The following is a 13,308-nucleotide window of genomic DNA, read 5'->3' on the forward strand; positions in this document are numbered from 1 at the left end:
ACGTCATACCGTGCGAAGGATGGATACCCTCTGCGGCCCCCGGGAGAACGCGCTTCACGGGATGGCTTGAAGTCGGGGGCCGTACGAACGGGCCGGCGCCGAGGAGTCCTGGGAGACTCCTCGGCGCCGGCCCGTCCACCGCGACCCCCGTACGCGGTGGTCCGTTCGACCGCCTGCCGACCGGACAAGTCCTAGTCGGTGGCGATCGCGTTCAGTACGTTCATCCGGCCCGCCCGGAACGCCGGGATCAGGGCGGCGAACAGGCCCACGAAGGCCGATCCGACGAAGACCCCGATGATGGTCGGCCAGGGGATCTCCAGGACCTTCAGTCCCTCCAGGGCGAGGAGCTGCTGGGCGGTGGCGCCCCAGCCCATGCCCAGGCCGAGGCCGAGCAGCGCGCCGAAGAGGGCGATGACCACCGACTCCATCCGGATCATGCGGCGCAGCTGGCGGCGCGAGAGGCCGATGGCCCGCATCAGACCGATCTCCCTGGTGCGCTCGACCACCGACAGGGCGAGGGTGTTCACCACACCCAGGACCGCGACGATGATCGCGAGGGCCAGCAGGCCGTAGATCAGGTTCAGCATCTGCCCGATCTGGTCCTTCATGGCCTGCTTGTAGTCGGTCTGGTCGCGTACCTGGTACTGCGGGTAGTCGTGCAGGGAGGACTTCAGGGCCTTGTACGCGCTGTCCTGCTGTCCGTCCTTGGCCGAGGCGAAGACCAGCTCGTCCAGCGGCATCTTGTCGGCCGGCACGTACTTGGCGAGCGTGGCGGTGGAGATGTACTTGGAGCCCTTGTCGATGACGGCGTCGCTGCTGGTGATGGCGCGGACCGTCAGGTTCGCGGTGGCGCCGTCCTTGAAGGCGACCTTGATCTTCGACCCGAGGTGGATGCCGTGATCCTTGGCGAACTTGTCGTGCACGGACATCGAGTCCGGCAGGTAGGCGTCCTTGAGGTCGCCGGCGACGGTCTTGGTCCGCAGGTCGGTGGCGTACGACGGGTCGGCCGCCGTGATGTCGGTGTTCTTGAGCGTCTTGCCGTCGGGGGTGGTGTAGTCGCCCTCGGTGACCCGGTACTCGGTGACCCGGGACAGCCCCGGCGTCTTCTTCACCGCCTGCACGGCCTGCGCGGTGATCGGCTGACCGCCGTCGTTCTGGATGATGAAGTCGGTGCCGACGGTTTTGTCGAGCTCGTCGGTCGCGGAGGCGACCATGGAGGAGCCGACCACCGACAGGCAGGCGACCAGCGCGAGGCCGATCATGAGGGCGGCGCCGGTGGCGCCGGTGCGGCGCGGGTTGCGCAGGGCGTTGCGCTCGGCCAGGCGTCCCACCGGGCCGAACGCCCGCAGCAGGACCGCGCCCAGGACACGCACCACACCGCTCGCGAGCAGCGGGCCGATGATGACGAACCCGAGCAGGCTGAGCACCACGCCGAGGCCGAGCCACATCGAGCCCGCGCTCGCCTTGGTGGCGTCGGCGGCGAGGTAGAGACCGAAGCCGCCGGCGCCGGTGAGGAGCAGGCCGAGCACGGCCCGTACGACTCCGGCCTTCGCGTCGGCCGGAGCGCCGGCGTCGCGCAGGGCGGCCATCGGGGAGACCTTGCCGGCCCGGCGGGCGGGCAGATAGGCCGCCAGGACCGTGACGACGACGCCCAGCACCATGCCGATCACCGGGGTCGTCCACGCGACCGTCAGGTCGTCGGTGGACAGGTTCATGCCGGTCATGCCCATGAGCTTCATCAGGCCGACGGCGATGCCGATGCCCGCGCCGACACCGAGGACGGAGCCGAACGTGCCGAGGAGCAGCGCCTCGACCAGGACCGAGCGGTTGACCTGCTTGCGGCTGGAGCCGATGGCCCGCATCAGACCGATCTCGCGGGTGCGCTGGGCGACCAGCATCGAGAAGGTGTTGATGATCAGGAAGATGCCGACCAGGAAGGCGATCCCGGCGAAGCCGAGCATCGCGTACTTCATGACGTCCAGGAAGCCGCCCACGTCCTGGCTGTTGGCGTCGGCGGTCTCCTTGGCGGTCTGCACCTTGTAGTGGCCGCCGGTCGCGGCCGTCACGTCCTGCTTCAGCCGGGCGTCGCCGACTCCGGCGGCGGCGGTGACGTTCACGTTGGTGTAGACGCCGGTCCGGCCGACGAGCGTCTTCTGGGCGGTCGGCGTGTCCAGGTAGAAGATGGCCGCGCCGGGGTTGGTGACGGTGAAGTGCGCGATGCCGGAGATCTTCGCGGTGTGCGTGCCGACGGCGCTGATCACGCCGATCTCGTCACCGAGCTTCAGGTGGTGCTTGTCGGCGGTGTCCTCGTCGACCATCACCTGGCCGGAGCCCTTCGGCGCCGCGCCGGAGGTGATCTTCATGGTGCGCGCTTCGTTGGCGTTCCAGCTGCCGACGATGGTGGGCGCGCCGCTGGAGGGCGACAGGTTGTCCTTGTCGGCGTCGACCACGGTCACGGCGCTGGAGAAGACGGCGCCCTCGGCCGACTTCACGCCCGGCGCCGTACGCACCTGGTCGAGCACGGAGGCGGGCATGGACGGGGGCCTGCCGTTGCCGGAGGTGGTCTCACCGGTGTCCGAGGCGCTCTTCGCGCTCACGGTCACATCGGAGGAGGTGGCCGCGAACAGCTTGTCGAACGTCGTGTTCATCGTGTCGCTGAACACGAGTGTTCCGCAGACGAAGGCCACCGACAGCAGGACGGCGACGGCCGACAGGGCCATGCGTCCCTTGTGCGCGAAGAAGTTGCGCATGGAGGTCTTGAGGACGGTCATGACGTCCGCCCGCGGGAGTCGAAGTCCTTCATGCGGTCCAGGACCTGATCGGCCGTCGGCTGGTGCATCTCGTCGACGATCCTGCCGTCCGCGAGGTACAGCACACGGTCCGCGTACGAGGCCGCCACCGGGTCGTGCGTGACCATCACGATGGTCTGGCCCAGGTCGTCGACCGAGCGCCGCAGGAAGCCCAGCACCTCGGCGCCGGCCCGGGAGTCGAGGTTTCCGGTCGGTTCGTCGCCGAAGATGATCTCGGGGCGGGCCGCCAGCGCCCGCGCCACCGCGACGCGCTGCTGCTGGCCGCCGGAGAGCTGGTTCGGCCGGTGCTTGAGCCGGTCCTTGAGCCCGACGGTCTCCACGACCTGGTTCAGCCAGGCCCGGTCGGGCTTGCGGCCGGCGATGTCCATCGGGAGCGTGATGTTCTCCAGGGCGTTCAGCGTCGGCAGCAGGTTGAAGGCCTGGAAGATGAAGCCGATCCGGTCCCGGCGCAGCTGCGTCAGCTTCTTGTCCTTGAGCCCGGTGATCTCGGTCTCGTCGAGGAAGATCTGGCCGGAGGTGACGGTGTCGAGTCCGGCGAGGCAGTGCATCAGAGTGGACTTGCCGGACCCCGAGGGGCCCATGATCGCGGTGAACCGGCCCCGCGCGATGTCCACGTCGACCTGGTCGAGGGCGACGACGCGGGTCTCCCCGGACCCGTACGCCTTGACGACCTGTCGCGCCCGCGCGGCGACGGCCGTACGCCCTCCAGTGCCCTCGTGCCTGGGAATGCTTACAGCCGATGTCACGGTATGTCTCCTAAGTCGGCCAGCAGGGGGACCTGCTGGGCTGCGAAAGTCTGCGAGCGGGTGCGACGGGCCCCGGAGGTCCACGCTGTTCGGACGCTCTGTGCCGGTCACGTCGTCAAGTCTGGTGTCGTGAGGGGGTCGGCCGCGCTGGTGCACGGCCCCGTCTTCTGCTGGGGAAAACCCCACCCCCGCGGGTGCGGTCCGCACGACCGGAGGGGCGCCCCCGACGACGTAAGACCAGGTTAAGAACGACTTCGACCCGTCTCGTCCTCCGACGGGACGAACCCTCCCCGAGCCCTGGTACGGAGGTCCCCCTAGGGGTTCTCCACCCTCCGGTGGACAACCCCTCGGGGTCTTGTCCACCCCCGGGCCCACCCAGCCTCCACCCTCCCCCGACGTGAGGCTCAAGTGGGAAGCTGGCAACGGCAGATACATGCAGGGGGAAGGAATCCCGTGGGCGAGGGAAACACCGGGACACCGGTCGTACGGGAGCACGCCGCCCGCGCGGACCGGGCCGAGACCCGGCGGCGGCGCGCCGTCGTCGCCGCGCTCATGCTGGCGATGGGGCTCGCCGCGCTCGACTCCACCGTCGTGTCCACCGCCGTCCCGCAGATCGTCGGCGACCTCGGTGGCTTCTCGGTCTTCTCCTGGCTGTTCTCGGGCTACCTGCTGGCCGTCACGGTCACGCTCCCCGTCTACGGAAAGCTCTCCGACACCTTCGGCCGCAAACCGGTCCTCGTGGCGGGCGCCTCGCTCTTCCTCCTCGGATCGCTGCTCTGCGCAGGCGCCTGGAACATGGCCGCGCTCATCGCCTTCCGCGTCGTCCAGGGCCTGGGCGGCGGCGCCCTCCAAGGCACCGTGCAGACACTCGCCGCCGATCTGTACCCGCTCGAGGAACGCCCGAAGATCCAGGCCAAGCTGTCCACCGTGTGGGCGACCTCGGCCGTCGCGGGTCCCGCCCTGGGCGGAGTCCTCGCGACGTACGCCGACTGGCGGTGGATCTTTCTCATCAACCTGCCGGTCGGCGCTCTCGCCCTGTGGCTGATCACCCGTCATCTGCGTGAACCGCAGCGCGCCGCCCCGGCCAGGCGGCCGCGGATCGACTGGGCGGGCGCCCTCGCCGTGTTCGCCTGCGGCGGTGTCCTGCTGACCGCGCTGGTGCAGGGCGGTGTCGCCTGGGACTGGCTCTCGGCCCCCTCGATCGCCCTGTTCGGAACGGGCCTCGGCCTGGTCGGGGTCGTCGTGGCCGTCGAGCGGCGGGCCACCGAACCCATCATCCCGGGCTGGGTGTGGCGCCGCCGGACGATCGCCGCGGTCAACCTGGCACTCGGGGCACTGGGCCTGCTCATGGTCGCGCCCACGGTCTTCCTGCCCACCTACGCGCAGGCGGTCCTCGGCCTCGCCCCGGTCGCCGCCGGATTCGTGCTCTCCGTATGGACGTTGAGCTGGCCGCTGTCGGCGGCGCTCAGCCAGCACGTCTACCGCCGCATCGGCTTCCGCGACACGGCCGTGCTCGGCATCGGCGCGGCGGGCCTGCTCCTGCTCGCCTTCCCCTTCCTGCCCTACCCGGGCGAGGCGTGGCAGCCCGTCCTGCTGATGCTGCTGCTGGGCGGCGCACTGGGACTCTTCCAGCTCCCTCTGCTCATCGGCGTCCAGTCCACCGTCGGATGGGCCGAACGCGGGACCACCACCGCCTCCGTCCTGTTCTGCCGGCAGACCGGACAGACCCTCGGAGCCGCCCTGTTCGGCGCCGTCGCCAACGGGGTGCTGGCCGCGCGGCTCGGCGGCGCCGGCGATCTCGACGCGGTGACCCGGGCACTGAACTCGGGTGCCCCGGACGGACAGCTGCGGAGCGCGGTCGCCGACGCGGTCCACGCCGTCTATCTGGGCGCCGCCGGTGCCGCCGCCCTCGCCTTCCTGGTCCTGCTGTTCGTCGCACCGCGCCGCTTCCCGGTCCTCGACGACCCCACGGACTGACCCCGGCCGTCACGGCGACAACACCGACGACCGACCCGGACGTCCCAGCCACGACGCCGGGGGACGGGCCCCGGACGTCCCAGCCACGACACCGAGGACCGGACCGGCCGTCACGGCGACGACCCCGAGAGCTGCCCCGGCCGTCACAGCGGAACACCCACCTCCGCACGTGAAAAACGAAGAATCTCCAAGGTGGCTCCAGAAGAACTCCACAGGTAAACGCGGGTAACACCCCAGGTCACCGAAGTAAGCGCGTACCGACCGCCCAGTTCGGCGAAACGGTCGCGCGGCCCCGCTACCTACGAGTAGCGTGCGCGCTGCTCACCCCCCGCTCCCTGCGGTCCCGCCGCGGACCCGAGCCACGCAAGGAGAACCGGGATGCCCGACGCGTTCTCGTCCCCCGAGCACCCCCGGCCACGCCGGCAACAACCGCACCAACGCCCCTACTCACCGCCCCCGCCCCCGCCCCCGCGGGCACCCCTGTACCAGCCGTACCCGCCCTACCCGGAGGACCCCGGCCACCCCGGCTACCCTCCGCAAGAACCCGACCCCGACCCCAGCCGGCTGACCTACCCCTGGCAGCCCCGGCCCCGGCCTCCCGAGCCCCAGCGGCCGCGGATGCCGCGCCACCAGCCCCTCGGACAGCACAGCGACATCAGACGCCTGCGCGGCGCCTACCGCCGTCAGCGCCGCGTCGCGACCCTCACCGCCCTCGGCTACTTCACCCTCTTCCTCATCCTGTCGGCCTTCGCGCCCTCGCTGATGACGAGCACGGTGTCCGGGGGACTGTCGACCGGCCTCCTGCTCGGCCTGCTCCAGGTCCCCGTCACCTGCCTGGCCATCGCTCTGTACGAGCACTCCGCGCGTCGGCGCCTCGACCCGATCGCGGACCGGATCCGCAGACAGAGCGAACTGGACGCGAAGCGGGAGGCGGCACGATGACGGGGTTCACCAGTTCCGCACAGACCATGTCGCTCGTGGCGTTCACGGCCGTCGCCACGATCACCCTGCTGCTGTGCGTGATGACCGGCCCGGACCGCGACGACCTCGACGAGTTCTACACCGGCTACGGATCGCTCTCCCCGATGCGCAACGGCCTCGCCATCGCCGGGGACTACATCTCCGCCGCGAGCGTGCTCGGCACCGGCGGTGTCATCGCGCTGGCCGGCTACGACGGCGTGGTCCTCGCCCTGAGCACGGCCCTGTCCCTGGTGCTGCTGATGTTCCTGCTGGCCGAACCGCTGCGCAACGCGGGCCGGTTCACCATGGGCGACGCGCTCGCACGCCGTATGCCGGGCCGCGCCGTCCGCAACACGGCCTGCGCGGTGACCGTCGTGGCGCTGCTGCCGCTGATGCTGGTCCAACTGGCGGGCGCGGGAGACCTGCTGGCCTTCATCCTCGGCTTCTCCGCCGACTCCCTGAAGACCGGCTGCGTGATCGGCCTCGGCGCGCTGATGATCAGCTACGCGGCGATCGGCGGCATGAAGGGCACCGCCCTCATCCAGATCCTGAAGATCGTGATGCTGCTCGGCTCGGGCACGGTGATCGCCGTGCTCGTTCTCCAGCGCTTCGACTGGAACCCCGGCACACTGCTGGCCGCCGCCGCCGGCAACAGCGGAGTGGGCGACGCCTACCTCCGCTCCGGCCTCCAGTTCGCGGGCGGTGCCAGCCCCCGCCTCGACATGATCACCTCGGAGCTGACGGTCGTCCTCGGCGGCGCCTGCCTCCCCCACATCACCATGCGCATGTACACGGCGAACAGCGCCCGCCAGGTGCGCAGGTCGCTGTCCTGGGCGGTGCCGTGCGTGGCCCTGTTCGTCCTGATCGTCAGCGTCATCGGCTTCGGCGCCACGGCCCTGATCGGCCGCGATGTGATCGCCACGGCCGATCCACAGGGCAACACGGCCTATCTGCTGGGTTCCCAGGCGGCCTTCGGCACCACCGTCTCCGCGGCCGAGACCCTCCTGTTCACCACCGTGACGACAGCGATCTTCCTCACGCTGCTCGCGTCCGTCGCCGGGATGATCCTGGCCTGCGCCAACTCCCTCGCCCACGACGTGTTCGCCCACAGCCGGCTCTTCCGCGGCCGCCGCCGCGACGACCAGCTCTCCCCCCGCCGCGAGATGCTCCTCGCCCGCATCTCCGCGCTGGCCGTGGGGGCACCGGCCATCCTGCTCGCCACCCTCGTCCAGCATCACAGCCTTCAGCCCCTGGTCACCCTGTCCTTCTGTCTGGGCGCCTCCGCGATCGCGCCCGCACTGGTCTACGGCCTCTTCTGGCGCCGCTACACCCGCGCGGGCCTCCTCGCCACCCTCATCGGCGGCACCCTCACCGTCCTCGTCCTCATGCCCGGCACGAACCTCGTCTCCGGCTCGCCCACCGCCGCGTTCCCGAACGCCGACTTCAACTGGTTCCCGTTCACCACGACCGGCATCGTGTCGATCCCGCTGGGGTTCGCCTACGGGTGGATCGGAACAGTGGCCTCGGGCCGCCGCAAGGCGGGCGAACAGCGCAAGCAGTACGAGGCGGTGGAGGGCTGGATCCTGGCGGGGGCGATACGGAGGGGACGCTGAAACGGACCGGGCCGACGGGCCCGGTGAACACCGACCGAGACGACGGCCCGGCGGAAACCGGGCGAGACGGGTGGGTGGGTGGGAAAGGCGCCGCGGAGCGGCGGAGAAGCACCGCGGAGCGGTGGAGAAGCACCGCGGAGCGGTGGAAGCCGGGACCGCGGAGCGGTGGGGTGGAGGGCCCCGGACCGCGGAGCGGTCGAAGGAGCACCGCGGAGCGGGGCTTCCCGCCGAGGCCGGCTACTCCGCCGGGGCGTGCCCGGTGAGAGACGAGAGACTGCTCCGTACGTGGTCCATATGGGCCCGTACGTGATCCCACCGCTCCGCGTGCTCCCGCAGCACGCGATCGGTCTCCCGGGCGATCCGCTCCTCACTGACCCGGGCCTCGGCGACCAGCCCGGCCGCCCGCGCCGCCGCGTCCTCCTGCTGGTGCCGGTCCCACTCCTCCGCCTCCGCGAGGACCCGTTCGGCCCGGGCGAGCGACTCGGCGGCACGGGCCTCGCGGTCGAGCAGCCCGGCCTCGGTCGCGGCCTCGCGCTCGGCGGCGGCCCGCTCGTCATCCGCCCACCGCGCCGCGTGTTCCGCTTCCTGCCCGGTGACCAGGTCCTCCGTCCGCCGCCGCACCTCGCGCAACGCCGTGAGCACCTCTCCCCGGTGCTCCTTGATGTCCCGCCGCGCGGAGACACGTACCTCGTCGGCCTCGGCGCGGGCGTCGGCCAGCCGCCGCAGGGCCCACGCCTCCGCCTCGTCGCGTACCTCGTCTGCGTACGCCTGCGCCGCCTCCCGCACGTCGCGCCCCACCGCCTCGGCCACCTCGGCCTCCGACCGGGCCTCCTGCCGTGCCTCCTCCCGCAGGGCCTCGGCCTCCTGCCCGCCGAGCTCGAAGATCCGCCGCGCCCGCTCGCCGAGTTCCTCGTACGTCTGCGGGGCGAGCCGCGTCACGGCCTCCCGCAGCCGTTCCGCCTCGGCCTCCATGTCCTTCGCCAGCACGGTGAGCCGGGCGGCCCGCTCCCAGGCGGCGTCCCGGTCCCGGGAGAGCGCCGCGGCGTACGCGTCGACCTGTTCGGGACGGTAGCCGCGTCCCCGTACGGCCACGAAGCCGTACGGCGACACCGGTGTGCTGCTCATCCTTGGACCCCTCTCCGCCCGACACACACGAAAAGACGATTTCGCGCACATCTTGATGGATCGCACGGAAGTGTTCATAACGCGACACTCCGCCTGCTCATTCGGCCGGAGACGGTTCACAGGCGTGTCATTTGAGGTCAGCGGCGCCCGACAGCCGCGAACGAACGAGGCGCCCGACCCGTGACCCGGGCCGAGCGCCTCGTCCTTACCGCCGTTGTCCTGCCTGTCCTGCCTGTCCTGCCTGTCCCGCCTGTTCCGGGGGTCCTGCCTGTCCCGCCGTGTTCCGGGGAGCCGTCTCTAGAGCAGCCCGTCCCACATCTCCTCCAGCAGGACCGACCACCAGCTCTCCGGGGAGGCCAGGGCCGCCGGGTCGAGCGCGGCGAGCTGGGCCTGGAAGTCGACCGTCCAGCGGCCCGCCTGCTCCTGGTTGAGGCCGAACCGCAGCCGCCACATCCGGCCGAGCAGCGCCAGACAGCGCGCGAACTCGGGCAGACCGGTGTTCACGAACTGCGGCGGCACCGGAGCACCCCCGGGACCGGCCTCCACCGGCACGGCGACGATGTTCGCCGTGCCGTACTGGACACAGATCGCCTTGCCGAAGTCGCTGCCCATGACGAGGTACGAGCCCGCGTCCGGGGACGCCGCCACCCCGCGCTCCTGCGCCAGTTCGGCGAGGGTCGGCACCGGACGGCCCGGCTGGGCCTGCGCCCAGAAGAACGGGCCCATGTCGACCGGCAGCCCGGCCACGACCAGGGTGTGGGCCACGATCGGCGGCACACCCTGCCGCGACACGGCCGCGTGGTCGAACCGGAAGACCCCCGGCCCGAACGCCGCCGCCAGCTCCTGCGCGATCGCCTCCGGCGGGATCGGCGGCGCGGGCTGCACCGGCGGAATCGGCGCCCGCACCGGTGCCGGACGCGCCGGCCCGTCCGCGACCTGGTGCAACTCTCCCTGATGTGCGAGAAGTTGGTGCATTCCCTGCTGCCGGCTCGCGTGATCCGTGCCGTACGGCGCGATGCTCGTGATCCGCGCCTGCGGGAAGGTCTCCCTGATCATCCGCGCGCAGTACGCGCCCGGCAGCTCACAGGACTCCAACTCCGTGTGCAGCTCGAGCACTTGCTGCGGCGGCACGTTCATCGCGCGCAGCTCGTGCAGGATCTGCCACTCCGGGTGCGGAGTACCCGGAGCGGACCGCCGGATCAGCTGCTGCTCGGACCCGTCCTGGGCACGGTAGCGCAGCACGGCCTGATAACCGGGTCCGACGGTCGGCTGCCCCGACTGCGGATAGCCGTACGCCGGCTGCTGTCCCGGCATGGGCTGTCCCGGTACGGGATGCTGTCCGGGCAGCGGCTGAGGGGCGCCCGGCATCATGCCGGGAGCCTGCGGAGCCTGCGGAGGCTGCGGCGCACCGGGGCCTCCCGCCGGAGGGGCGAACATCGTCGCCGCGTGGTGCACCTCACCGGAGGGCGTACCCCCCGGAACACCGGGCGCGCCCGGCGGCTGCGGCGCGCCGGGGCCGCCCACCGCGGGCCCCGCCAGCATCGTCGCGGCATGGTGCGCTCCCCCCGGGGGCGTGGCGCCCGGCGGGGCCGGCACACCGGGAGCGGCCTGCTGCCAGGGTGCCCCCGGGGCCCCGGGCGCACCGGGCGGCTGCGGCGCGCCGGGACCGCCCACCGCGGGCCCCGCCAGCATCGTCGCGGCATGGTGGACACCGCCCGGGGGAGGCGTGGCGCCGGGAGGCTGGGGCGCGCCGGGCGCCCCCTCGGGCCCGTCCGGCCCGAGCTGGGAGACGAGCTGCGTCGGCACATAGCCGCCCGCAGGGGCGCCCGGTGCGGACGGCGGAGGCGTACTGCCCGGCCGCGCGCCCGGCACACCCGGGGCGCTCGGCGGAGGCGGAGTGCCCGCCCCTCCACCACGCGCCGCTCGGGGAGGCTGCGCCTTGCTGGTCGCGGCGTCGGCGATGTCACCCGCGTTCGGGGGCAGCGGCCGCGACGGCACGGCCGGCGGCGGCGTACCAGGGGCACCGGGGGCACCCGGAGCAGCCGGGGCGCCGGGCGGCGGAGTGCCCTGACCTGCGCCAGGGCCCTGCGGATAGCCGGGGGCCGAGGCACCCGGCAGACCGTGGCCCGACGAAGTACCGGACGGCGCGGGAGAGTTCGGGTCACCGACCACGGGCGCCAGCGTGGTGAGCGGGAGTTGGCTGCCCCCCGACATCATGGCGGTCTGATCGAGCGCGGCGGCCGGCGGCGGCGTGCGCGAGTCGTCGACGTCCGTCAGCGGCGGCGCGAACACGGTCGCCGGCAGCGGTACGGAACGGTCGTCCCCGGGATCGGCGTTGGTGTCCGTCCCTGCCCACGGGGTCACGTCGGCGGGAACGGCCGGACTCGCGTCCCGCGGACCGGGGACCTCGTCGTCGGTCGCGGCGTCGGGCCACGGCGTGGCCCCCGCGGGAACCGGCGGCACACCCGCTGCCGGAGCGGCGGAGCCCGGCGAGAAGGGCGCGCCCGGCGCGACGGCCGGGGAAGGGGCGTGTGCGCCCGGCGCGGCCGTGACTCCATGCTCCCCGGACTGTCCCGGCGCGCCGGAAAGCGAACTCCCACTCCCGGCTGCCCCGTTCGCGGAACCGCCCGCCGCGGAGGCGGCGGCCGGACGGGACCCCGCCCCGTCGGAGCCGGACGGGCCCGACCCAGCACGCCGGTCCGGGATCCCCATCCTGTCCGCGGCCTCCTGAAGCCATTCCGGAGGGCTGAGCAGGAACGACGTCTGGTTCAGGTCGACCCGCGCCGCGGGCGCCGGCGCCGGATCGGGGGCTCCGGTCGGCACCCCGTACTCCTCCTCGTAGCGGCGGATGACCTCACCCACCGGCAGCGCGGGCCACAGCGTGGCCTCCCCGCTGTCCCGCGCGATGACGAGCCGCTGCGCGCCACCGTCGGAACGCGGCCCCTCGGGGCGGTCCTCCGCCCATACGACGAAACCGAGTTCGAACTCGCGTACCCGCACCTCGCGGTGCTGGTACCCGGCCACGTCCCCGTTGATCCACTCTTCCGCGCGCTCCTGCGCCTGTGCGAAGGTCACCATCGCAACGTCACTCCCCCACCGAAGAGACGGGCACGGCGTACGCGAAGCCGCCGTCCACCATCAGATTCGCCACCGTCTCCAGCTCCGGCGGATTGCCCGCGAGCCGGGACAGGAACTGGTCGAAGTCGTCACCGCACGGCAGCAGCAGCCGCTGCACCCGCTCGGCCGCCGGCCACGCGTCCTGGTCACGGGCGTCGTCGAACGCGCAGAACCAGACCGAGCCGATCCGGTCGCCCTTCACCTTCACGGCCAGCAGGCCGCCCTGCACGAACCCGACACCCAGGTAGTCCTTGGTCAGATGGTCGCGCAGACACTTGTTGACGTACACCAGGTCGTTGACCGCGGCCTCGTCGCGCACGGTGAACAGCGGCTGGTCCACCAGCAGGCCGAGCTCGGCGTCGAGCGCGGCACCGACCGGCGCGCACCCGCCCGCCGCCTTCAGGAACGACCGGTAGGCACCGGGCAGCCGGTAACCGAGGTCCTCCTCGACGGCCAGCACCTGCTGCTCGGTCACCGCGACCGAGGACTTCGGCAGCCCGAAGTGCGCGGGCCGCGTCTCCTGCAACGGCCGCGTCCCCCGCTTGGAATGGTCGACGGCCGCGGTCGCGACACCACCGTGGTGCCGAAGCAGCGCCTTCACCTCGACCGGCACCAGCTCCATCCGCCGGGTGCCCGCCACGTGGTGCCACGTCCAGCCGTGCGGGGTCGCCACCGCGGGAATCGTGTCCCACAGATCGTGCCCGGACGCGGCGAGCGCGGCGTTCGCGGAGACGTAGTCCGTCAGCCTCAACTCGTCGACACCGAAGCCCTCCGGAGGCTCGGCGATCTCCGCCGCGGCACGCGCGTAGAGCGAGAAGTCGGGATAACCGCGCTCGTCGATCCGTACACCTCCGGGATGGCGCGCCGCCCGGACCGGATCCGGGAAGTGCACGACTTGCCCGGCGTAGGCCGCGTTCGGCGGCGCGGCTTGTTGCCCGAGCCGACCTGTCGTCATGACGG

General features: G+C 72.3%; 8 protein-coding genes. 3 read left to right on the forward strand and 5 right to left on the reverse strand.

Annotation, left to right across the window (positions count from 1 at the left end):
* Window positions 1-191: 191 nt before the first annotated feature.
* Both OG410_RS18025 and OG410_RS18030 read right to left on the reverse strand, forming a co-directional pair.
* The gene (locus OG410_RS18025; protein ID WP_329300110.1) at window positions 192-2,771 is read right to left on the reverse strand and encodes an ABC transporter permease; all 2,580 of its coding nucleotides are present in this window, start codon (window positions 2,769-2,771) and stop codon (window positions 192-194) included.
* Complete coding sequence (locus OG410_RS18030) at window positions 2,768-3,556, reverse strand: ABC transporter ATP-binding protein (protein WP_329300111.1); 789 nt, start codon at window positions 3,554-3,556, stop codon at window positions 2,768-2,770. The genes OG410_RS18025 and OG410_RS18030 overlap by 4 nt, the downstream gene beginning before the upstream one ends.
* 453 nt (window positions 3,557-4,009) lie before the next feature.
* Between OG410_RS18030 and OG410_RS18035 the strand changes: the two genes are divergently transcribed.
* From OG410_RS18035 to OG410_RS18045, 3 genes are all read left to right on the forward strand, one after another.
* Entirely contained in the window at window positions 4,010-5,533 is a 1,524-nt protein-coding gene (locus OG410_RS18035; protein WP_329300112.1) for an MFS transporter, read from the forward strand.
* 378 nt (window positions 5,534-5,911) lie between these two features.
* Complete coding sequence (locus OG410_RS18040; RefSeq protein ID WP_329300113.1) at window positions 5,912-6,475, forward strand: DUF485 domain-containing protein; 564 nt, start codon at window positions 5,912-5,914, stop codon at window positions 6,473-6,475.
* A complete protein-coding gene (locus tag OG410_RS18045) occupies window positions 6,472-8,106 on the forward strand; it encodes a sodium/solute symporter (RefSeq protein ID WP_329300114.1) in 1,635 nt (544 codons plus the stop codon). Before OG410_RS18040 ends, OG410_RS18045 begins: the two co-directional genes overlap by 4 nt.
* Before the next feature lie 237 nt (window positions 8,107-8,343).
* Here OG410_RS18045 and OG410_RS18050 read toward each other — a convergent pair whose 3' ends face one another.
* From OG410_RS18050 to OG410_RS18060, 3 genes are all read right to left on the reverse strand, one after another.
* Window positions 8,344-9,231, reverse strand: a complete 888-nt coding sequence (locus OG410_RS18050; protein WP_329300115.1) for a cellulose-binding protein — start codon at window positions 9,229-9,231, stop codon at window positions 8,344-8,346.
* Window positions 9,232-9,528: 297 nt separating this feature from the next.
* A complete protein-coding gene (locus tag OG410_RS18055) occupies window positions 9,529-12,309 on the reverse strand; it encodes an SUKH-4 family immunity protein (RefSeq protein ID WP_329300116.1) in 2,781 nt (926 codons plus the stop codon).
* A 7-nt stretch (window positions 12,310-12,316) separates the two neighbouring features.
* On the reverse strand, window positions 12,317-13,303 hold the full coding sequence (locus OG410_RS18060; protein WP_329300117.1) for an SMI1/KNR4 family protein: 987 nt from the start codon (window positions 13,301-13,303) through the stop codon (window positions 12,317-12,319).
* Window positions 13,304-13,308: the final 5 nt, after the last annotated feature.

The organism is Streptomyces sp. NBC_00659, assembly GCF_036226925.1.
GTDB lineage: Bacteria > Actinomycetota > Actinomycetes > Streptomycetales > Streptomycetaceae > Streptomyces.

Coding starts and splice junctions, on each gene's coding strand:
- OG410_RS18045 (WP_329300114.1), top strand. CDS start 6,472: ATGACGGGGTTCACCAGTTCCGCACAGACCATGTCGCTCGTGGCGTTC.
- OG410_RS18040 (WP_329300113.1), top strand. CDS start 5,912: ATGCCCGACGCGTTCTCGTCCCCCGAGCACCCCCGGCCACGCCGGCAA.
- OG410_RS18060 (WP_329300117.1), bottom strand. CDS start 13,303: ATGACGACAGGTCGGCTCGGGCAACAAGCCGCGCCGCCGAACGCGGCC.
- OG410_RS18025 (WP_329300110.1), bottom strand. CDS start 2,771: ATGACCGTCCTCAAGACCTCCATGCGCAACTTCTTCGCGCACAAGGGA.
- OG410_RS18050 (WP_329300115.1), bottom strand. CDS start 9,231: ATGAGCAGCACACCGGTGTCGCCGTACGGCTTCGTGGCCGTACGGGGA.
- OG410_RS18055 (WP_329300116.1), bottom strand. CDS start 12,309: ATGGTGACCTTCGCACAGGCGCAGGAGCGCGCGGAAGAGTGGATCAAC.